The sequence below is a fragment of the Bacillus sp. CH30_1T genome, assembly GCF_008364765.1.
GTDB lineage: Bacteria > Bacillota > Bacilli > Bacillales > Bacillaceae_B > Rossellomorea.
In genome coordinates this window covers 75842-99181 of record NZ_VTUY01000002.1, presented here as the reverse complement: position 1 = coordinate 99181, position 23340 = coordinate 75842, and the positions used below count along the sequence as shown (strand labels likewise).

At 42.0% G+C, this 23340-nt stretch carries 14 protein-coding genes and 1 pseudogene; 13 read left to right on the top strand and 2 right to left on the bottom strand.

Annotated features, from left to right (window positions below):
* The 5 genes from F0342_RS03645 (at position 1) to F0342_RS03625 (ending at position 6104) form a co-directional block, all read left to right on the top strand.
* Complete coding sequence (locus tag F0342_RS03645) at positions 1-1488, top strand: response regulator transcription factor (protein WP_149154682.1); 1488 nt, start codon at positions 1-3, stop codon at positions 1486-1488.
* A 165-nt stretch (positions 1489-1653) separates the two neighbouring features.
* Entirely contained in the window at positions 1654-2592 is a 939-nt protein-coding gene (locus F0342_RS03640) for an ABC transporter permease (protein WP_149154681.1), read from the top strand.
* A 32-nt stretch (positions 2593-2624) separates the two neighbouring features.
* A complete protein-coding gene (locus tag F0342_RS03635; protein WP_149154680.1) occupies positions 2625-3590 on the top strand; it encodes a carbohydrate ABC transporter permease in 966 nt (321 codons plus the stop codon).
* A 71-nt stretch (positions 3591-3661) separates the two neighbouring features.
* Positions 3662-5116, top strand: coding sequence for an ABC transporter substrate-binding protein (locus tag F0342_RS03630; protein ID WP_395940658.1), 1455 nt, complete (start codon positions 3662-3664; stop codon positions 5114-5116).
* 115 nt (positions 5117-5231) lie between these two features.
* Complete coding sequence (locus F0342_RS03625) at positions 5232-6104, top strand: ROK family protein (protein ID WP_149154678.1); 873 nt, start codon at positions 5232-5234, stop codon at positions 6102-6104.
* Positions 6105-6345: 241 nt separating this feature from the next.
* On the opposite strand, the gene F0342_RS03620 is transcribed toward F0342_RS03625, so the two are convergent.
* Positions 6346-7089 (bottom strand): MurR/RpiR family transcriptional regulator, encoded by a 744-nt coding sequence (locus tag F0342_RS03620; protein ID WP_149154677.1) that lies wholly within the window; start codon positions 7087-7089, stop codon positions 6346-6348.
* Positions 7090-7515: 426 nt separating this feature from the next.
* Here F0342_RS03620 and F0342_RS03615 point away from each other — a divergent pair, with 426 nt between their 5' ends.
* The 4 genes from F0342_RS03615 to F0342_RS03600 all read left to right on the top strand — a co-directional run bounded on the left by F0342_RS03615 (position 7516) and on the right by F0342_RS03600 (position 15069).
* The gene (locus F0342_RS03615) at positions 7516-9468 is read left to right on the top strand and encodes a fructose-specific PTS transporter subunit EIIC (protein ID WP_149154676.1); all 1953 of its coding nucleotides are present in this window, start codon (positions 7516-7518) and stop codon (positions 9466-9468) included.
* 66 nt (positions 9469-9534) lie between these two features.
* Entirely contained in the window at positions 9535-12174 is a 2640-nt protein-coding gene (locus tag F0342_RS03610; RefSeq protein WP_149154675.1) for a glycoside hydrolase family 38 N-terminal domain-containing protein, read from the top strand.
* 12 nt (positions 12175-12186) lie between these two features.
* Positions 12187-13878 (top strand): sugar phosphorylase, encoded by a 1692-nt coding sequence (locus F0342_RS03605; protein WP_149154674.1) that lies wholly within the window; start codon positions 12187-12189, stop codon positions 13876-13878.
* A gap of 63 nt (positions 13879-13941) precedes the next feature.
* Entirely contained in the window at positions 13942-15069 is a 1128-nt protein-coding gene (locus tag F0342_RS03600; RefSeq protein WP_149154673.1) for a glycerate kinase family protein, read from the top strand.
* A 260-nt stretch (positions 15070-15329) separates the two neighbouring features.
* Here F0342_RS03600 and F0342_RS03595 read toward each other — a convergent pair.
* Positions 15330-15563: pseudogene (locus F0342_RS03595) on the bottom strand (LacI family DNA-binding transcriptional regulator); the annotation flags it as partial.
* A gap of 166 nt (positions 15564-15729) precedes the next feature.
* Here F0342_RS03595 and F0342_RS03590 point away from each other — a divergent pair.
* From F0342_RS03590 to F0342_RS03575, 4 genes are all read left to right on the top strand, one after another.
* Complete coding sequence (locus tag F0342_RS03590) at positions 15730-17676, top strand: BglG family transcription antiterminator (protein WP_149154671.1); 1947 nt, start codon at positions 15730-15732, stop codon at positions 17674-17676.
* Positions 17677-17804: 128 nt separating this feature from the next.
* Entirely contained in the window at positions 17805-19727 is a 1923-nt protein-coding gene (locus F0342_RS03585) for a PTS fructose transporter subunit IIABC (protein ID WP_149154670.1), read from the top strand.
* 896 nt (positions 19728-20623) lie between these two features.
* A complete protein-coding gene (locus F0342_RS03580) occupies positions 20624-21484 on the top strand; it encodes an ROK family protein (RefSeq protein WP_149154669.1) in 861 nt (286 codons plus the stop codon).
* 744 nt (positions 21485-22228) lie between these two features.
* The gene (locus F0342_RS03575; protein ID WP_149154668.1) at positions 22229-23245 is read left to right on the top strand and encodes a LacI family DNA-binding transcriptional regulator; all 1017 of its coding nucleotides are present in this window, start codon (positions 22229-22231) and stop codon (positions 23243-23245) included.
* Positions 23246-23340: the final 95 nt, after the last annotated feature.

Below are 23340 nucleotides of genomic sequence, written 5' to 3'. Positions count from 1 at the left end.
GTGATAAGAGTTATGCTGGTAGACGATGAACCGCTTATTCTAGAAGGGTTGAAGTATATACTTGATTGGGAAGACATTGGATTTACCATTGTGGCTACAGCGAAGAATGGCTTGGAAGCATTAGAACTGTCCAGGGAAATTGAATTTGATGTATTAATTACTGATATTAAAATGCCTGAGCTAACCGGCCTTGAGTTGATAGAGAGGATAAGCAAGGAAAAAGAATCGATTAAGTCCATTATTCTTTCAGGTTTTCAAGAGTTCGACTTGGTGAAAAAAGGCCTGAAACTTGGTATTGAAAATTATTTATTAAAGCCCATTAATGAAGATGAGCTCTTGTCTACCATCCTTCACTTGAAGGAAAAAATAGATCGGATAACACTAGAAGAAGAGTCTATCCTTATTCTCCGCGATCACTCCATTTGGAGATGGCTGATGAGAAAAATGACGGAGAATGATTTTAAAGAAAGAATCTCGTTTTACCCAATGGTCAATATTCAAACACCTCTTCGTCTAGGTTTGTTAAAAACAGAATTGGAAGAAGCGATACACCTGCAGAAAACGATCGAGGAAGAAACTAGTACATTGGCGATCACTACACCTTCGGGGGATATTCTCCTCATTTGGTCTGAGGAGTCTTTTGAAGAGGAGAAAGCGGAAGTCTCCTCGATTGTTGAGCATGAATGCAACGGGAGAGAACACGTTGTTGTCATGAGTAGAAGGGTAGATTTCATCGAAGATGCCGAGAAGGTATACCGGGAGTTAGAAATGGCGTGTGAATTGAAGATGCTGCTACCGGGTCAAGATCATCGTATAGCAGAGGAAATGCACTTGAAATCGTCAACATCCGAAAAGCAGACGATTAACTACCTGAAACCAGATATTCTGGAGCACTTAGCCAATCAGGAATATGATACTGTACGCAATTATTTAAGTGGAATCTTCACTCAGCTAGAACAGGATAAAGACGTATTCGTTATAAAAAGCATCATGCTTGAATACTTCTTTCAGATGAAAAACAAGTTTCTGATTTCCTTGGAGTATTCTCAATACGTTCAATTAATCCATCAAATTCTGTACCTTCAAGGTAATGAAGACGCCCTTGCCATCATGGATCAATGCATAAGGTACATAGAACATGATGAGAGTGGAGAAGAGAAGAAGAGTCCGATCATTCAAACGGTTCTTACCTATATCCATCAGAACTACTCAGAAGACATGTCCTTGAAAACACTCGGCCATCGTTTTCACATCAATCCTATCTATTTAGGACAATTATTTCAAAAGGAAGTCAAAGACTCCTTCACCAAATATCTGAACCACCTGAGAATTGACCGGGCTAAGAAACTTTTAATGAATTCACATGAAAAAGCGGGGCATATCGGCAAAAAAGTAGGTTATACGGATGCTACTTATTTCTATAAGCAATTTAAAAAATACGAACATGCAACCCCATCTGAGTGGAGAAAACAACACTCACAAGCATGAGAAAAAGTCTCTTCGTTTAAGAGGCTTTTTTTGATAGTTTCCTAAAAATAGAGTCAATTCCAATGATTGTATTTATTTTGACCAGTAAATCTAAGGTATCTCAACTTTTTATCATGTAAGGGTTTTCATATAATTGAATTATAGAGATTAGAAGGGAGGAGAAACATGAGCAGAGTCAATCGATTTGTTAAAAATGTGTACGATAACCGAATATGGCTATTAATGATTTTACCAGGGTTTATATGGCTCATCGTCATGAAATATATTCCCATGTTTGGGCAGATCATTGCATTTAAGAACTTTCGGTTTCATCCGGATGGCTTTTTTGCCAGCGTATTTCACAGTGAATGGGTGGGATTTGAAAATTTCAGATTCTTGTTCAGTACAAATGATGCGTTTGTCATAACGAGAAATACCCTACTCTATAACATCCTCTTTATCATAGTCGGATTGATATTATCCGTAGCCGTAGCCATTATATTAAGTGAAATAACGAAGCAGAAATTAGCCAAAATCTATCAGACTGGAATGTTGTTTCCTCATTTCTTATCGTGGGTGGTAGTTAGTTACTTTGTATTCGCCTTTCTTAGTGTAGACAAGGGATTATTTAATAGTGTGTTGGGCTTCTTTAATATAGAGCCCGTTTCGTGGTATAACGAACCAAAATATTGGCCTTATTTCATCACAGTTATTAGCCAGTGGAAAGGTGTAGGGTTTAGCAGTATTGTGTATCTTGCTGCCATTGTCGGTATTGATAGGACGCATTATGAAGCGGCAATGATTGATGGAGCAAATAAGTGGCAGCAGATTCGTCACGTTACCATTCCTATGATCATGCCACTCATTGTGATATTAACGATACTGAATATTGGCAGCATCTTCAGCGCCGATTTCGGATTGTTCTATCAAATCCCTCGTGACTCGGGACCTCTTTACTCTGTAACAAATGTTATCGATACCTATGTTTACCGGGGATTGATGACAATGGGGGATATAGGAATGAGTACAGCAGCTGGTTTATACCAAGCAACCGTTGGATTTATATTAATTCTAATAACTAACTATGTTGTGAGAAAGATTGATGAAGATAATGCCTTGTTCTAAGAAAATACCTTAGAGAGAAAGGAGAGTACTAGATGGAAACATCCACTAATGTCACGACGAGTTACCAGAAGGAAGCGGATAAGAAACAATCGAAGAAAAAAACGTATAACCCTTATGGATTCTCAGGTAAGACGAGCATCTTTATGCATCTATTGCTTGGTACCTTTGCCTTTCTATGTATATTTCCATTTTTATATGTGATTATCATTTCGCTTAGTAATGAACAATCATTAGCGGAAAATGGTTATCAACTTATTCCGGAACAGTGGAGTTTGGAAGCATATAAGTATTTATGGGAAATGAAAGCACAGGTGGTGAGAGCTTATGGAGTAACCATTTTGGTTACAGTATTAGGTACTTTCATCAGTGTGACGGTCATTGCATTGTATGCCTATGCTATATCAAGAAAGCAGTTTATATTCAGAAAGCAATTTACATTTATCGCTTTTTTCACGATGCTATTTAGCGGAGGAATGGTTCCATTCTACATCGTGATGACACAATTTCTGGATTTGAAGAATTCGATGTGGGCTTTAATTCTTCCAATGGCTGTTAATGCTTTCTATATCATAATCATGAGAACGTTTTTCCTACGATCCGTACCTGAGGCAATACTTGAGTCCGCCCGCATCGACGGAGCTGGAGAGTGGAGAATATTTCTAACCATTGTTCTGCCGTTATCTGTTCCAGGTATAGCAACCATTGCACTATTCAATACCCTTGCATATTGGAACGATTGGTTTAACGCTCTCCTTTTCATTGACGATCCGAACTTGATACCATTGCAATCGCTATTAATGCGGATTGAGAACAATATGGACTTTATTAAACAGAATGCCATGCTATCGAATCAAAACAGTTCAATCTTAGAATCAATTCCGCAAGATTCAGCTAGAATGGCGATGGTGGTTATTGCCACTCTTCCAATTGCTTTATCGTATCCTTTCTTTCAAAAGTACTTTATAAAAGGGCTGACTATTGGAGGAGTAAAAGATTGATCGTATTCATTGAAGGAACGCAATTCCTTTTTTGATAGAACCAAATCAATTAAACGAACTGGGGGATGGAAATGAAAAAAGTAGGGGTACTTTCACTTGTATTGGTGCTGCTTATGGGGATATTGGCAGCATGTAGCGGGAAAAGTTCAAGCGGGGAAACATCAGGTGACTCCACGGAGGATCATGTTACTCTGACCTGGTATTTAATCGGAACACCTCAAAAAGATGTTGAAGATGTCATGAAAGAGGTAAACAAGTACACGAAGGAAAAGATCAACACCTCTATCGACCTTAAACTTCTGGATTGGGGAGAGTATAATGATCGGATGCAGGTTATCACAACTTCTGGAGAAGAGTATGATATTGCCTTCACAAGCTCATGGGCCAACAATTACGCATTAAATGCAAGAAGGGGAGCATTTGTTGGATTGAGTGACTTAATGGATGAATACGGGAAAGACATGAAGAAGCTAATTGACCCGGCATTCCTTGAAGGCGCTAAGATTGATGGGGAACTTTATGCAGTACCAACTAATAAAGAAGTAGGTCAGCAAGCCGTCCTTTCCTTTAATAATGAACTGGTAAAAAAACATGGACTGGATATTTCAAAAGTGAACTCAATTGAAGATCTAGAGCCGTTGCTGGCTGTTATTAAAGAAAAAGAAAAGAATGTAACACCTATTGCAACATTTGATGCGTATCTTCCGTTCGACTCCATCCTTCAAGAGGAGTTACCATTTGCATTCCGTTTAGATGGAAACACTGATGAGGTTGTGAACAAATACGAAGAAGATGTTACGATGGAAACGTTAAAAACGATGCATGAATACTATAAAAAAGGCTACATCCAAAAAGATGCAGCAACAAGCACAGACTCATGGCCCCTGGAAACGGCTAACTGGTTCGTCCGTAAAGAGATTTATCAGCCATATGCAGAAGACATCTGGTCCAGATCAGCAGGATATGAAATCGTAACTAGAGAACTTCATGAACCATATATCTTCAATAACTCAGTGACAGGTTCCATGCAAGCCATTTCAGCTACCTCAAAACATCCTGAAAGAGCCATGATGTTTTTGAATCTATTAAACTCCGACGAATATTTAAGGAACTTGCTTGATAAAGGAATCGAAGGGGTTCACTATGAAGAGAACGAAGATGGAACGATTAAAGACTTACCTGCTCGTGTTGAAAACTATAACATGCCGAGCTTTGCAATCGGGAATCAGCTGATCCTAAAGCTTTACGAAGATGATCCGGCAGACAAATGGGAGGCATTTGAAAGATTCAATGAAAGCGCAAAATCGTCTCCGGCACTTGGTTTCTATTTTGACTCTAATCCGGTTAGAACAGAAATTGCAGCAATCTCGAATGTTACAAGTGAATTCTCTCCTGCATTATTAAAAGGTGCTGTAGATCCTGAAGAATACTTACCGGCTTTCAATAAAAAGCTAAACGAAGCCGGCATGCAGAAAGTATTGGATGAAATTCAAAAGCAATATGACGAGTGGAAGAAGGAACAATAGGAGCGCGGGGGGACACCTCTCCTTTATATCATTACACGATTAGCAACAATGGATAATAATTTGAAGGGAAGGGTTCAGACAAGTTGGAACCCTTCTTTCAATTGGAGGGAGATTCATGTTATATGGTGCAATAGAAGCCGGTGGAACGAAATTTGTTTGTGCCATGGGAAATGAGAAGGGGGAAATCATAAGTAAGACGGTCTTTCCTACTCAAGATCCTGAGACAACATTAGGGAACGTCTACTCATACTTTTCCAAATACGCTTTAACTTCGATTGGAGTAGGCTGTTTTGGGCCGATAGAATTAAATAAGAATAGAAACAATTTTGGACAACTATTAAATACACCTAAACAACTTTGGAAGAATTTCAATATCTATCAAGCCCTCTCAGGTCACTTTTCTGTTCCTGTTTATGTTGATACAGATGTGAATGCAGCGGCATTGGGGGAATTTCATTCAGGAGCTGCACAGGAGTCCGACAGTTGTTTATATATAACCGTCGGAACGGGGATTGGGGCGGGATTTGTTCAAAATGGTAAAGTGTCAAAGGGGCTCTTCAATACCGAAATGGGCCATATTTATGTACCCAGGCACTCAGAAGATTCTTTTGAAGGCAGCTGTCACTATCATCGGGATTGTTTAGAAGGCCTGGCTTCTGGTACGGCTATACATACCCGATACGGAAAGAAAGGGGACGAGCTGGAAGAGATGCAAGTAGTTTGGGAACTTGAGGCCTACTACCTTGCCCAAGCCATCGTAAACTACATCTTAATCCTCGCTCCAGAAAAAATCATTTTGGGTGGCGGAGTCATGAAGCAAAACATTTTATACCCACTCATTCGAGGGGAAGTAGCAAAACTACTAAATCAATATGTCAATATTGACGACTTTGAACAGTATATTGTGCCTCCTGAATTGAATGACAATCAGGGAGTGATGGGATCGATGTTTTTAGCCAGGGAAGGTGTACTAAGAACATGTAAATAAATAGGGGGAAGTTGCTGAAAAGACCTTAACGAATGAGAGAAGTTGTTGAGGTCTTTTACGTTTTATAAGCTTTTCCACGACATTAGGAATAATTGAGGTTATTGAAGCTTTCATGTTTATTATGTATTCGAGTACTTTTTTGAATACGTATCCTTCCTTGTATGGATTTAAACAAACGTTTGATTAATCATTGGAAACCCCTAAGCAATAGGAAGAATCCAACTAAACACTTGTTTAATGATCACTTCATCACTTTCTTCAAGTAAAATTCAAAAATCAAATCAATCAAGATCACCATCGTAGATCGTGGCGTCAAATCATACCCCGCAAACTGTACTTTTTGTACATCGGCGCTGATGGCGTTCCGGGTGAGCTTGGCCAGTGTGCTGTCTGCTGAATTGGTGATCGCCAGGGAGTCGGCATTCTTATAACGGATCTTCTCAGCTGCCCCGACGATGGTCTTTGTCTCTCCACTGGATGAGATGAAGACGATGAGATCGTCCTGCTGAACCATATTGGGGAGCAAGTCGATGATATGTGATTCATACACGTATGACGTTGGCTTGTTAACCTGCATAAACAGTTTGCTAAAGTATTCTCCCGCCATCTTCGTTAACCCCACGGCTACAATCATCACCCGATTTGCTTGTAAAAGCTGTTCGCTGATTCTTTCCAATTCTTCCACCCGTAAAGACTCAAGTGTTCGATTCGTATCCTGGCGATAACGCTCGAGCATGTTTTCACCTGGCCCCACGTTTTCCTCGATACTCTTTAGGTTAAACTTGAATTCAGAGAAGCCCCCGAGCCCAAGCTTATGACACATACGAATGATCGTAGTGGTACTGACGCTATTGCTTTCGGCCATGGCGGTCAGCGATTGATTCTTCGCTGTCTCCAAATTCTCCTCTACATAATAAAGGACATGTTTTTCTGCGTATGTAAGCTCCCCGATATGGGAAGAAAATCGATCCAATACTTTCCCCATAGAATACTCCTTTGTAAACCGTTTCATTGTTTATCATTCATTATATCACTGATTGCTATACTCTTTTATCTACCTCACTCATGATAAGGCTTTCATTCTGTACAATTGTACGCTGGATGTACAAAAGACCTTGTGGTTTCTGTGTTATAACTACATTGTAAGGGATTTCAGACACATACTCAGAACGTTGTTTAAATAAGGATTCTGTACAACCGTATCTAAGAAAGTTGATTGGAACGGAAGGACGGTCGACTCCTGCGGGAATAGCGGGACAGGTGAGACCCCACAGGCGCTTGCGCCGAGGAGGCTCACCGCGCGCCCCGCGGAAAGCGAGCGTCCTGGAGTGGAAATCAACTACTTCGTTCCCTGTGAAAATAGCAACAGTGTTTACGAAGAATAACCATCATTTATAGAGAGGTGAACCTCATGGAATTAAGAAACATGACAGATGAACAGTTGGTCATATTTGATATTGAATCAAACTCAAAACAAGAGATTCTTGAAACGCTTGTGGATGCGTTATATAAACAGGATGTTTTAACGTCTAAGGAAGATTTTTTACAAGCCGTACTGGAGAGGGAACAGATCTCTCCTACAGGATTAGAGGCAGGGCTTGCGATCCCCCATGGGAAAAGCTCAGCTGTAAAGACAGCGAAATTTGCCGTCGCCAGACTTCGTAACGGCATCGATACATGGGAAAGCATTGATCCGACGAACAAAGTCCAGCTCGTGTTCTTGCTTGCCATTCCGGATGCAGAAGCCGGTTCAACCCATTTAAGTGTCCTTTCTGAACTGAGTACAAGACTTATGGACAGAGGTTATATCGATAACTTGATGAGAGCTTCTTCACCTTCAGAGTTTCTAACATTACTGGACCAAAAGGAAGAAGCAGTCGAGGCTCCTCAAGAATATACCAAAACGGTACTGGCCATCACGGCCTGTGCAGCGGGTATCGCCCACACATATATGTCTGCAGAGGCATTGGAAAAAGCAGGGCGTGAAATGGGTGTCCGCGTTCTAACGGAGAAACAGGGTGCGAATGGGATTGAAGATGAGCACCGGGGGGCGATTTTGAAAGAAGCGGATGCCGTTGTCTTCGCTACCGATATTGCTCCTAAGAATAAGGAACGTTTCGCTGGGAAGCCTTACGTTCAAACACGTGTAGCGGAACCATTGAAGCATGCCAAGGAAATCATTAATCGCGCGTTGACGAATCCCGATGGAACCGTTTCGGGGGACAGTAGTGAAGTAGAGGTTTCTACTGGAGGTAATAAGCAAGGCCTTCTGTCTGAGATCACTCAGGCGGTCATGACCGGGATTTCTTATATGATTCCTGTCCTTGTCGCAGCCGGTTTGATGATGGGGATTGCGAAACTCTCTGCCATGCCACTGGGACTCGTAGATCAAATTCATGATATTAAGTATGCGACTCACTCAAATGAACTGTTGGTGATCCTTCATCATCTCGATAAATTTGGCGGTATGATCTTTAAGTTTATGTATCCAATTTTCGGGGCTTTCGTGGCTTATTCAATAGCCGACAGGGTTGGACTTGTATCAGGGTTTATTGGAGGGGTGTTTGCAGCAGGACTTCACTATACGTTCTGGGGAATCGAAGGTGGAATTCCATCAGGTTTCCTAGGGGCACTAATCCTTGGATTAACGGCCGGATATGTCTCTAAATTCTTAAATGAAAAAATTAAGTTAAATAAAAATTTAATTGCAATGAAACCGATGTTAATCATCCCTGCGATTTCTGTGTTAACGATTTTCTTCCTGAATTTCTACATTGTTGATCCCGTTTTCGGCGGATTAAATGCGCTTCTAAGTGAGTGGATCACAGCAGCTCAAGGGGCAGGCAATGTAGTGCTCGCAAGTATCATCGCAGCTGCCACTGCCTTTGACTTAGGTGGACCGATCAACAAAGCAGCCGGAGCGATTGCCATCGGGCTTGCTGCTGATCAAATTTATCCGTTAACAGCCCGGGTATTAGCCATCGTTATCCCGCCGATCGGTTTGGGACTGGCGACGGTTATCGATAAATATGTAGTCGGTCGCCGTGTGTTCGATGCGAACCTGCGAGTGGCAGGGAATACGTCATTATTACTTGGATTTATCGCCATCAGTGAGGGAGCGATTCCATTTATGCTTCGTAACCCGCTGATCACGATACCGATCAACATCATCGGAGCTATTTTAGGATCTGTAACAGCTGTAGTCCTTGGGGCAGTTCAGTGGTATCCACTCCCTGCTATCTGGGGCTGGCCGCTCGTTGAAAATGTTTGGGCTTACCTGATCGGACTAGCTGTCGGGGCGTTATTCATCGCCTTCGCAAACATATTCATCCGCTTTGCACTTTTGAAAAAGAACGAAAAATAATCTAAAAAAGGGGGCTGGGTCTTTATGGACCCGGAACCCTTTACCTATTATTTGGAGGGAACATCCATGAAAAAGCGCGTTTATGTCGTACCTCATTCCCACTGGGATCGTGAGTGGTATTTTACAATAGAAGATTCAAATGTATTACTTGCAGAAAACCTGGATCATCTCTTAGATGTCCTTGAAACAGATCAAGACTATACGGGTTATGTATTCGATGCTCAGGCAAGCATCGTGGAGGAGTATTTGAAGGTCCGTCCTGAAAACAGGGACCGATTGAAGCTGCTTGTGGAAGAGAAGCAGCTATTTATCGGACCTTGGTATACGCAGACGGATTCCCTTTTGGTGAATAAAGAATCCATCATACGCAATCTTTTGTATGGAACGAAGATCTCAAAGAGCTTCGGTCACAGTATGAATTGTGGTTACCTGCCTGATATTTTCGGGCAGAATCAGTATCTGCCTTCGATTTTCAAAGGATTCGGTATCGATAACAGTGTCCTTCAGCGCGGAATCTACACCGACCAATTGAAAGGTGATTTGAATTTCAAGTGGAAATCCCCAGACGGTGAAACAGTGCACGCCAACAATATTTATTTCGGATATGGACCGGGGAAATTCCTTGAAGCTTCAGAGGAATATAAAGAGGATAGACTGTTTCCGATTCTGGAGAAACTGGCTGATATGAATCAGAATAGTGACCATCTCCTTCTCCCGGCAGGCGGGGATCAGGTGCTTGTGCGTGAGCATTTCCCTGAAACCATTAAGCGGCTGAATGAAAGCTCAGAGGACTATGAGTTTGTCCTTTCCGACTATGAGACCTTCATGAAGGATGCCTGGGAGAACGAGGCGGATTTTTCGAATGTGATTGAAGGTGAACTGACGGCGACGCAGAAATCCCGCATTCATAACACGATTCGTTCCCAGCGCTATGATATTAAAAAAGCAAACTATGAAATTGAACATAAGATTTTGAATGTACTGGAGCCACTGGCCGTCATTGGTCAATCTTTGGGCCTTCGTTATCCCCAGGCATGGTTAGACGGAATGTGGAAGGAACTCTTTGATGTCCATGCCCACGACAGTATCGGCGGGTGTAACTCCGATGATACCAATCGTGATATCGTTCAACGACTGGAAAAGGTGAACCGGATTGCAGAAGGACTCCTGAATATCTTGAAGAAACAAATGACTGAAGCGATCAGCAACAAACTTGGCAAGGACTCCATTTATGTATTCTTTAACACGAATGCGTCTGTATTTTCCGGGACTGTGGAGGCTGTCCTGTTTACAAAGTCTAATCAATTCAACGTGAAGGATCAAAGCGGCGAGCCTGTTGATATGGAAGCCATCGACCAGGAATATATAAGCGGCGGTAAAAGAATCGTTGTGACAGCGGAAGGCGAGAAGCAGGTAGAAGTGCCGGGTTATTATCGTACCGTCGTGTTGGCAGAATTGAAAGATGTTGCGGGAATCGGGTACAAGACATATATCGTTGAAGAACTCAGCGAAGGAATGAAAAAGCTTGAAGAGAGCGGAAGTCAGGCGATTGAAAATGAACACGTAAAAGTGGAATTCGTGGATGGTAATCTGACCCTGACTGAGAAAGGTATGGGCAAAGTAATTTCCAATCTGCTTCGATTTGAAAACGTTGGTGATGCAGGAGATTCCTATGACTTCTCTCCTTTAGAAGGTGATCAGCCTCTATGGTTGGAAAATGGAGAGCTGCTTTCTGTAGAAGCAGGTGGACTATCACAGAAAATCATAGTGAAGCATGAGGCCCTTGTACCAGGAAACCTGGAGGACCGCCAGTCGGAAATCAACAGTGAAGCGTTGGTGATCATCTCGACTCTTGAGCTTCGAAAAAATGAAAAGTTCGTTCGGGTTCAACATACGATCGAGAATTCTGTTGAGGATCACCGTGTACGCGTTCGATTGAACACAGGGACGAACAAACCTCAGACTTCCTTTGCCGATCAGGGGTTCGGGCTGATTGAGCGGAATGTGAACAATCCGTATATGAAGGATTGGAAAGAAAAAGGGTTTGCAGAAGCACCTGTCCCGATTTACTCACTTGAAAACTTTGCAGGGGTATCGACCGAATCCCATACCTTTGCAGCCGTTACAAGAGGGATCAAGGAATATGAAGTGCTTGAAGATTCAGGTGAACTCGCACTTACTTTATTTAGAAGCGTTGGTCTGTTAGGGAAAGATGATCTGTTGTGGCGTCCGGGAAGAGCATCGGGCATTAACAATAAAGTCGTTTATACCCCTGACGCGCAGATGAAGCAGAAGATGGTGTTTGAATACGGCATTTATGTCGGGGATGCAGAGCCGGTGGCGATGTTTGACCTAACGAATCAATATGTGGACAGGCATGCTTCTTATCAGAAACAAAGCTTAAATACTTTTGAAGAACGCCTGGAGCGTTTTGAAATTCCTTATCCGATTAAGGAGATGGCGGAAGCTGTTTCACTATTTGAAATGGACAACTCTTCCATTGTCATGAGCAGCTGCAAACGCGCTTATGATGACAAGTCGATAGTCATTCGCTTGTTCAATCCGACTGAAACCGTTCAAACCGTGAAATTAAATCATGAATTCAGTAAGGTTTCCATCACAAATCTTGCGGAGGAATACCAGGAAGATGCGGGCACGGAGATGAGAGTCAATCCGAAGAGCCACCTCACATTAAAACTATCATAAGAAGGTGAAGTCATGACAAAGCAAGAATTAGTAAGAAATGTGGAAGAAAGATTAAGAACGATCTATGGGGAAGATTTCAAAGAGGAGTTCCTGACTTCTTTTACAGAGCTCGTGGATAAATGGAGTCGTCATCCCTGGGAAAGCGCAGCGCCTGTGTCTGAAGAAAACGTTTATCTGATCACGTATGGTGACAGCATTTACGAAGAGGGCAAACCCACACTTGCCTCTCTTCGCACCTTCTTAAATGAAAAGGTGAAGGGTTCGATTACGGACGTTCACTTGCTGCCGATGTTTCCTTATACATCCGATGATGGTTTCTCCGTCGTGGACTATCGTCAAGTGGACCCGAAGCTCGGGAATTGGTCGAACATTGAAGAGCTGGCTCAGGATTATCGCTTAATGTTTGATTTTGTTGCCAATCATATTTCGAAATCCAGTGCGTGGTTTCAAGGTTATATCAATGGTGAAGAGAGATACAAGGAATACTTTGTTCCAAAGGATCCCTCTTTTGATGCAAGTGAAGTGGTTCGTCCCCGCACATCGCCTTTGTATCATGAATACGAAGGACAGGACGGCGTGAAAACGGCCTGGACGACGTTTAGTGAAGATCAGGTCGATTTGAATTTCCGCCACTTCCCGGTATTGGAGGAAACGACGGATATTTTACTTGAGTATGCAAGTAAGGGCGGGACAAGTATCCGATTGGATGCCATCGGTTTCATTTGGAAGGAATCAGGTACAACCTCCATCCATTTGTCCCAGGCACATGAAATCATCAAGCTGTGGAGAGAAGTCATGGACTTCTTTAAGCCGAATACACAAATCATTACGGAAACGAATGTCCCACATCAAGAAAATATCAGCTATTTCGGTGATGGAACCGATGAAGCCAATATGGTTTATCAATTCTCCCTGCCTCCGTTGGTGCTGTTCTCATTGACAACTCACAATGGTGAAAAGCTGACGGAATGGGCGAAAACGATTGATACCGTATCAGATACTGCGACTTATTTCAACTTTCTTGCCAGTCATGACGGAATCGGGATGCGTCCGACTGAGGGAATTCTGACTAATGAGGAGAAGCAACTGCTCGTGGACAAAGTGACCGTGAACGGCGGGCGTGTTTCATACAAAGCCAATAGTGACGGAAGCCAGTCTGTATATGAGTTGAACATCAACTATTCAGCAGCATTGGTCAACCGAGGCGAGGATACGACAGAAGAGCTGGAAGTAAAGAAGATGCTTGCCGCACATTCGATCCTGTTATCGTTTGTGGGAGTTCCGGCCATTTATTATCATTCCTTACTGGGTTCTCACAATGATGAATCCGGGGTTGAAACGTCAGGCATCAATCGCAGGATCAATCGCGAGAAGCTGGAGCTTTCAAGCATCCTTGAGGAGTTAGAGACAAACTCCCGTCGTAAAGGGATCTTTGAAGGCTTACAGGAAATGATTTCGATCCGTCAGAAGGAATCGGCTTTTTCTCCGTATGCAGGGCAGGAAGTGCTGGAACTGGGGGCCAATCTATTCGGACTGAAGCGTTTTAATCAGGAAACAGGAGAGAGCATCATATTTATAGTCAATCTGGATGCTGCTCCCGTAGTTGTAACACTTCCTCACCCAGGCTTCGATTTACAGAGCGGGAAAGAAGTAAGTGGAGAAGTTGAATTAAATCCGTATGAATTCATGTGGGTAAAACAATAGATCAATATAGGTGCCAGTCGCTTTTACAGGCTTCTGGCACCTTTTCATAGGAGCGTGTGTGATATGAATTTTTTAATAGCTTCTGATTCCTATAAGGATTCATTATCAGCTTTTGAAGTGGGAGAAGCGGCTCGTAAGGGGATCCTTTCTGTTATGCCATCAGCTCATGTTGAGAACTCTCCCATGGCAGATGGTGGAGAGGGAACCCTGGATGCCCTGCTCTCATGTCTGGATGGAGAAGAGAAGGAAGTCCCGGTCAATGATCCGTTAATGAACCCTGTCCTTGCACGTTATGTTGTTCTTTATGGTGACACTGCGTTTATTGAGAGTGCCCGCAGCAGCGGACTTCCCCTTGTACCATTTGAGAAACGGAATCCGATGAAGGCGAATACCTATGGTTTGGGTGAACAGATAAAGGATGCCGTCATGAACGGATATCGCAACATTGTCATTTCCCTTGGAGGGAGTGCTACGAACGACGGGGGAGTCGGGATGTTGCAGGCTTTGGGATGGACATTTTATGATGAGGACGGAGTAGAGCTTGGGATAGAAGGGAATCCATTGCTTAGGGCAGCTTCCTTTTCTGATCATGAGCGGTTACCCGAACTGGAGAAATGCTCGTTCACGATTGCGAGCGATGTCACGAATCCTTTTTACGGAAGGATGGGTGCTGCCCATATTTTTGGCAGACAGAAGGGCGCAACTACTGAGGGGATAGTAGAACTTGACGCCGGTTTGGTGAGGCTCTCTTCCCTATTTAGTGAAGTGTATGGGATCGACGTCCAAGATGTCCCTGGATCGGGAGCTGCCGGAGGGCTTGGTGGAAGTATTGTGGCGGCTTTGAACGGGGTTCTTCAATCGGGGGTGGATACGATTATTGAACTTACCAAGTTAGAAGAGAAAGTGAAGAAAGCAGACATCATCTTCACCGGAGAAGGAAGCTTGGATCAGCAATCACTGATGGGGAAAGTGCCGGTTGGGGTTGCGAAACTGGCGAAGAAGCACAGTAAGAAAGTAATCGGGATCGCGGGTCGGATTGATACGGATTTGGCAGTGGTGAATCAGTATCTTGATGCTGTATTTTCGATTCAGACGGAGTGCCGGTCGCTGAAGGAAGCGTTAAAGAGTGAGGTGACGAGTGAGCAGATCCGGGTGACGGTTGAGCAGGTTGTGCGATTGTTGAAGAATTGAGTGAGACGGGGTGTTTGCCTCGTCTTTTTTCATATTTTAGGTCGCATTTTTCTTTATTTAGGTTATAAGCCCATCATAACGGTAACCTTGGACTCTATAAATCTCTTATTTTATAAGAATTATGCGAGAATTAGCTAAGATCGAGCGGGAAATAAAAAAATCGTGCCTCTTTTCGGAAGATTACGTCCTGAATCCAGTTAATCATGCGAGATTTAAGAAAATCATGCCAAGCTGTCGAAAAATCTTTATCTCACTATTCTCACCATCCGGCTCGTCGTTTCTGAACCGAGCTTCGGCAGGATGACACCAATCACCTTCGTTTTTTTCGTCCGAAGCGATTTCGCATTCTCACTTGGAACATATCCTGTTTCTTCTATTACTTTCAGAATTCGATCTCGTGCCTCTTCACTTACATACCCGGAATTGTTCAACATTCTGGATACTGTTGCACTCGATACTTGAGCTCTCCTGGCCACTTCCTTGATTGTGATCAATCAAAATCCTCCTTGTTCGTTCTTGATCATGTCATTATTTTACCTTATGGAAGGTGATTTTAGAAGGTGCTTGGTGAGGTCCGTCCCTGGTTTACATTTCAATATGCAAAAAGTATCATAAAATAGACAAATGGCCAGTTGTTTCTAACATAAAGAAGGTGAAATCATGAATGAGAGACAAAACGAAATCTTGCGTATGCTTATAGGTGAATCCAATCATTATATATTAGTAAGGAATATTACCGACCAAGTACAGTGCTCTGAAAAGACGGTACGAAACGATTTGAAAGCGATCCAACATTTTTTAGAAGGTATTTCTTCTGCTGAACTAATTCGAAAACCTGGACTGGGTGTCTGTTTGGAAGTAAACGAAGAGGATGAAAAAAAGCTGTTCGGTCTCCTCCATTCCACTGATTCGACATCGAGTGACCAGGATGACGAAAGAAGGGTTATTCAAATAGCCTATCATCTACTAATGGATACTACTCCGGTCACATCTCAGGACTTTATGAGCCGGTTTTACGTGAGTAAGGCCATTATAAAAAGAGATATAGAAAAAATTGAAACATGGTTAAAGCGTTTTGATATTAAGTTAGGTACCAGGCAAAAGGTAGGCTTAACATTAGAAGGCACAGAAAAGAATAAGCGCTCAGCCTTGTCCCGTTTATCGGAAATGGTCAATCATCCAGCGCTTATTCATGATTTCATGAAGGATCAATTTTCTTCTACAGAATTCAAGGTTGTAAATACGGAGCTGAAAGAAGTGCAGCGGAAATATGCTCTGCGTTTTACCGACGAAAGCTTTGAACGGATTGTCCTTCATACTCTTCTTATGATCAAGAGGACCAAACTGGGACAAATCATTTCTATATCAGAGGAAGAACGTCTTTTTTTACAAAAGAAAACCGAGTATCGTTGGGCTGTTGATTTCTTAGAGAAGCTTGAACCTTTCTTCTCCATTCATTTTCCAGATAAAGAAAAGGCTTACCTGACCCTTCATTTCCTTGGCGGGAAATATCGATCTCAGAAGGACACCTTAAACCAAAGCTTTCAAGATGACAATCCTATTCTCTTAAAGGTGATGAGTATGCTAGTGGATCGGGTATCCCAATCTACGAACATCGATTTTACTAATGACCGGGAATTATGGGAAGGATTAAACGTCCATTTGCATTCAACACTTAATCGTTTGGAACATGGACTGCCTGTCTCGAATGTCATGTTACATGAAATCAAGAAAATGTATCCTTATATGTTTGATCAAATGATGCTTTCGTTAGTGGATATTAATCAATCATTAGCTCTTGATATTCCTGAAGAAGAAGCAGCTTATTTAACCTTACACTTTCAATCTTCACTTGAGAGAATCAAAAATCAACATCTAACCACAACAAAAGTTGTACTGGTTTGTCATATGGGTATCGGTATGTCTCAATTATTGCGTACGAAAATTGAACGGAAATTCTATTCTGTAAACGTTTTAGGAAGTATTGCTAAGTCTGAATTACAGGATTTCCTCTGTAAGCAAGAAGTGGACTTGGTGATCAGCACCATTTCTTTGCCGGAAATCAACGTCCCTCATATCGTCGTGTCACCTCTGTTGGAAAATAGTGATGAAGAACGTCTGGAGCAGTGGCTAAAGCAGGATAAACGCTCCCTAAAACGATCACCTGAGGAATCTATCTTATTAAAATATACCAATCCATTTTTGGTGTTTCTTCAACAGGAAGAAACAAACAAATATGAGGTCATAAAGAAGCTCGCTGCCTCTCTCTATTCAAAAGGCTACGTCGAAAAAGAATATATCGAAAGCACCATGATAAGGGAGAGAATGTCAGCTACCGCCATCGGGGCAGGGATAGCCATACCACATGGACACCCGGACTTGATCAAGCAATCGTCAATTGGTATTGCGACCTTAAAGGAACCTATAGAATGGGGAGTAGAAAAAGTATCATTAGTCTTTCTGTTGGCAGTGAAAAATGAAGAGCAGAAAGAAGTGAAACAACTATTTAGCGAAATCTCCTCTTTGAGTGAAGATCCCAAGAAGATTCAATCGTTGATTGTGCAGCAGGATATCATGAACTTTCTATCTGTGTTCAAGAATGAATGAAGTAAAGCGAAATGGCTTTGCTTCTTATTTTTGGCTTTTTACCGGAGCTCCGGTAAAAGAATGGTCTTTTTGTTTCGGCTTTTCATTGTATAGTGATTGTAAGCGATTACGAAAAAGGAGAATGAGAGATGAAACTACTAGCCATTACATCTTGTCCTAATGGTATTGCCCATACTTATATGGCTGCTGAAAATCTGGAAAAAGCAGCGAAACAGTTGGGGGTCCAATTGAAAGTAGAGACCCAGGGTTCCATCGGGGTAGAAAATGAGTTCACTGAAAAGGATATACAAGAAGCAGACGGTATTATCATTGCTGCTGATAAAACCGTAAACAAAGAGCGGTTCAATGGAAAGAAAGTATTAGTAGCCGGAGTGCAGGATGGCATTCGTAAACCGGAGCAGTTGCTTAAGAAAGTAATGAGTGGCGATGTACCTGTCTATCACTCTACTTCCGGAGAAAAGAAACAGGCGGAGAAGAAAGAAAACCCAATCTACCGCCACCTAATGAATGGCGTATCGTATATGATCCCGTTCATTGTGATTGGTGGATTATTGATTGCCGTTGCCTTGACGATGGGTGGAGTGAAAACGCCGGGTGGTCTCGTCATACCAGAGGATTCATTCTGGAAGAGCATTGAAGCGATCGGCGGAGCATCATTCACATTCATGGTCCCGATCCTGGCAGGGTTCATCGCGTATAGTATTGCAGACAGACCTGGACTTGCACCGGGTATCGTCGGTGGGTATATTGCAGCGAATGGAAGTTTCTATGGAAGTGAAGCCGGTGCAGGGTTCATCGGTGGTATCATAGCTGGTTTCCTGGCTGGATACGTTGCCCTTTATATTAAAAAGATTAAAGTACCTAAAGCCATTCAACCAATCATGCCGATTATCATTATACCGGTGTTGGCATCCTTAATTGTCGGACTGGCATTTGTATTTATAATTGGTGCACCAGTCGCTCAAACATTTGAAGTACTAACAGGCTGGCTGGCAGGAATGCAAGGGACAAGCTCTATCTTACTTGCCCTCATACTTGGCGCCATGATCTCCTTCGATATGGGAGGACCGGTGAACAAGGTTGCCTTCCTCTTCGGTTCTGCCATGATTGCAGAAGGAAACTATGAAATTATGGGACCGATAGCCGTAGCCATTTGTATCCCGCCAATTGGGATGGGACTGGCCACTTTCATCGGCAAAAAGAAATTCCAGGCTTCTGAAAGAGAAACAGGGAAAGCAGCATTTACAATGGGCTTATTCGGTATTACAGAAGGAGCAATTCCATTTGCGGCACAAGACCCACTCCGTGTCATTCCAAGTATCATGGTTGGTTCTATGACAGGATCCGTCATTGCGATGCTTGGTCATGTAGGAGACCGAGTGGCCCATGGTGGTCCGATTGTTGCTGTCCTTGGTGCGGTGGATAACGTATTGATGTTCTTTGTTGCTGTTATTGCTGGTGCCGTTGTCACCGCGTTAGTGGTCAACCTTTTAAAGAAGGATGTTGTTACGGATGAAGAGGCGGTAGCAGAGGGTGAAATTACAAACTCAGCAGAAATTGCTGAAGAGCAACCTCAAATGGAGTCAATTGAAATCAACAAGCTAACGGATATAACCAATTTAGAGCTGATTGATGTTGACTTGAAAGGTTCTACACGTGACGATGTTATTGATGAAATGATTCAAAAATTAGATAGAGCGGGAACGATCACTTCACCCATCGATTTTAGACAGGCCATCATAGACCGGGAAGAAGAAAGTACCACGGGGATCGGTATGAATATTGCCATTCCTCATGGGAAGTCCACTGCCGTTACAAAACCAAGTGTTGTGTTTGGAATCAAGAAAGACGGTGTGGATTGGAAGAGTCTGGATGGATCGGATGCCAAGTTGATTTTCATGATTGCCGTGCCGAAAGAAAGTGAAGGAAATGAGCATCTGAAAATCTTGCAGTTGCTTTCCCGACAGCTGATGGACGAAGACTATCGGAATCAGTTGTTGAATGCTGAAACCAAAGAGAAAGCTTATAAATTATTAGAAATGATCGAATAGGTGATAGAATGAAAGAAACTCAACTTTATTGTAAAAGTTGAGTTTCTTTTTTTTACTGTTGGCTCTTTTCGCAAAGATTGTTGTTTTTAAACATAAGCTCTGACGAGGCTTTGTCAATCAGTGTGTGCTGGATGGCGAGGGGAACTGCTCCTTGCAGCTAGCGTTCGGCCAAGCCTCTTCAGCTTAGTCGAACGGGGTCTCGGCACGACCAAAATCCGCCGGAGTCTACGCAGTTTTTTCTCACCATCTTTAAGAGATCTTTCGTGACAGATCTAAAAGGTGTCAAAAAACACTCTTTAAAAAATGTTGTTTGCTAATATTTATCTTTTTAAAAAGAAACATGCTCAGAAAGTTGATTGGAGAGGAAGGTGCTCGACTCCTGCGGGAATAGCGGGAAAGTACGAAAAGCGGAGGCGGCTCGCCCAGCCCCGACAAGCATAAGCTAAATGGGCCGGGAAGGCGTTTTTTGCCTTCTTGGACCATTTAACTTATGACCTCGAGGGGCTAGCCGCCGGAGCTAGAAGTTGAGACCCCACAGGGCAAAGCCCGAGGAGGCTCAACTCACGCCCCGCGGAAAGCGAGCACCTGGAGCGGAAATCAACTACTACTTTCTTCCTTAAGATAGCAACAATATTTGCTAAAAGAGGTGTTTTAGAGTCGGCGGGGGAAGAGGACTGTAGGAATTATTAGATGCTTAAAGAAAGTTAGCTTTTAGGGTTGCAAGCTACAGGATTATATGAAGAGTATCCATCAAAGAATTACTGTTATGAAACCTGACGGGCTAGAAAGACAAGCTTTCTATACGTTGAGAATTCGATTATAGTAATTGTAAGGGTTTTCGGAAAGAAGTCAGTATAACTAGAACTTTGGAAAGTGATGGAAAGGAGCAACAAAGGATGATTGGAGCAATTGAAGCAGGAGGAACCAAGTTTGTTTGTGGGGTAGGTGACAAGGATGGAAATATATTCGAACGTGTAACAATTCCAACGACTACTCCTGATGAAACGTTGGAGCATGTCCATTCCTTTTTTCAGAATAAGAAGATTAGCGCATTAGGTGTAGGTTCTTTCGGACCGGTTGATCTTGATCGTTCGAGCTCTACCTACGGCTACATAACCAGCACACCGAAAAGGCACTGGAATCATGTGAATCTGATTGGCGAACTCAAGAAACACTTTTCTATCCCGATTGGATTTGACACGGATGTAAATGCTGCTGCTCTGGGGGAAAGTCTTTGGGGAGCTGCGAAAGGACTCGATAGTTGTATTTATATCACTGTTGGAACGGGGATTGGTGTAGGGGCATTGGTGGAAGGTAAACTTGTCCACGGTTTGACTCATCCTGAAATGGGGCATATCCTTGTCCGGCGACACGTAGAAGACCACTATCAAGGAAACTGTTCGTACCATGGTGATTGCCTTGAAGGACTTGCAGCTGGTCCTGCCATTGAGAAACGATGGGGGAAGAAAGCATATGAATTAAGTAATGAGAAGAAGGTATGGGAGATGGAAGCTTACTACCTTGCACAAGCGATCACTCAATATATTCTCATATTATCTCCAAAACGGATCATTCTTGGAGGAGGGGTAATGAAGCAGAAACAGCTGTTTCCACTCATACATACTCATGTACAATCGATCATGGGAGATTATATTCAACATGAACAAATAATGGAGAGAATAGAAGAGTATATTGTTCCCCCGAATCTGGGTGATAATGCTGGATTGGCAGGAGCAATCGGATTGGTTTCAGCCTAAAACATAGAAGTTAGGACAAAGGAAGAAGCTTTTGAGTTATTAAAAAAAATAAAATAAACTGCTTTAGGGACAAGAAGGTCAATTTCTCGTCCCCATTTTTCATTTTGAGGAGGTGCAACCTTCCATTCCTGGTGATGGCTTATTATGCTGAAGCTTTATCTACTATTCTTTAATAATGAGATCCTTGAGAAGGATGAAGGGTCCACAAAGGACAGCAGTAGGTAATATAGAAAGGTTTTGGTAAAGGACTTCTCTCAAAACCTTTTTAACTAACAGCCAAGCCAAACCCTATTCCCATTCTTAGGTACCTGTAACTTCTATGGGACTATCATCTTCAAAGATACGTTTTTACTATAAAAAAGGTTTGAATGGAAGTTGGTTGGTCATAACATGATGTATTACTCTACGGAAAATATATTCTGAATATTGATTTTTTTATGAATATTCAATATAATGTAAGCGTATTCATGTATTAAACCGGTTTAATGATGTTTTATTTACATGTAGCTTACAATGTTTTACTTTGTAGGCGTTTCTATTTACTGAATCAACCGGTAAGATATCCTTGAATCATTGAATAAGTAAAGAGTAGCTTGGTAGAAATACAACAGAAATGAACAAGTGAGGCGTACAATTTAATTGAGAGTTTAAAGGGATCTTTATACCATTTGTTTGCGGAAAAAAGATAATTTTTTTAATTATTATTAAACCGGTTTACTTACAAGGAAGCAAGGGTGAGAAAAAATGGTAACGATTGATGATGTTGCAAAAAAAGCAGGAGTTTCAAAAGGGACTGTTTCTAGTGTGTTTAGTAAAAAAAGACCGATAAGCGCTGAAGTAACAGAACGTGTTCTCAATATAGCGAAGGAACTTCATTATGTTCCGAATTATGTAGCTAGGAGTCTTGCAATTAAGAAAACAATGATCATTGGATTGAAAATGCCCACTGTCGATTTTAAGTTAAGTAGTTTTGATATGAATGTGATTAATGGAGTAGTCAGGAAATGTACAGAATGCGGGTATAAAGTTCTTTTGGATCGAGTGAATGGATTGGATGAAGGCTTGTATTCGCGTGATCCAGTAGATGGAGTTATATTAATGAATCCAAAGAATGAAGACCAAAGAATTATCCGATACAAAGAGCTAAATCTGCCGTGTGTATTAATTGGAAGGCCAAATAAAAATGATGTAGATACAAAGTATGTTGATAATAATAATGTAGAAATTGTCAAGGATGTAGGTGAATTTTTATTACAAAAGGGTCATATGGAAATTCTTTTCTTAAATGCAACGTTAGGAATGACTGTTGCTGAGGATCGTGAAGAAGGTTTGAAACAAGCATATGAAAATTATGATGTACCGTTTAATGAAGCGAATGTAATGTATAACGATCAGAACAAATATAAAAATGAATCAGATTATGGATATTATAGTTTGCTAGAAACATATAACAAAAAAAATTATACAGCGATCATCGCTGATACTGATCGGGTAGCATTAGGTGTACTCCGGGGAGCAAGGGAACGGGGAATTGAAATACCCAAGAAACTATCATTGGTTGCACTAAGCAATAATGAAACAATTGCTCTGGAGACGACACCTAAGTTAACAAGTGTTGAATTGTTCCCAGAAAAATTAGGGGAGGAAGCAGCTGAAATGTTAATTAATGTGTTACAGGAACAGCTGTCCCCAAGGCAAAAAAAGATACCTGCAAAACTTTATGTAAGGGATTCATGTGCACACATCACAAAACATGAATAAACGTTTGATTATGTTATTTGAAAGGGGGGATGTATGTTAAATAGTTACAACCTTTACAGTTGCAAATTTGTGACTGGGAATAGTATTGAAAAAAG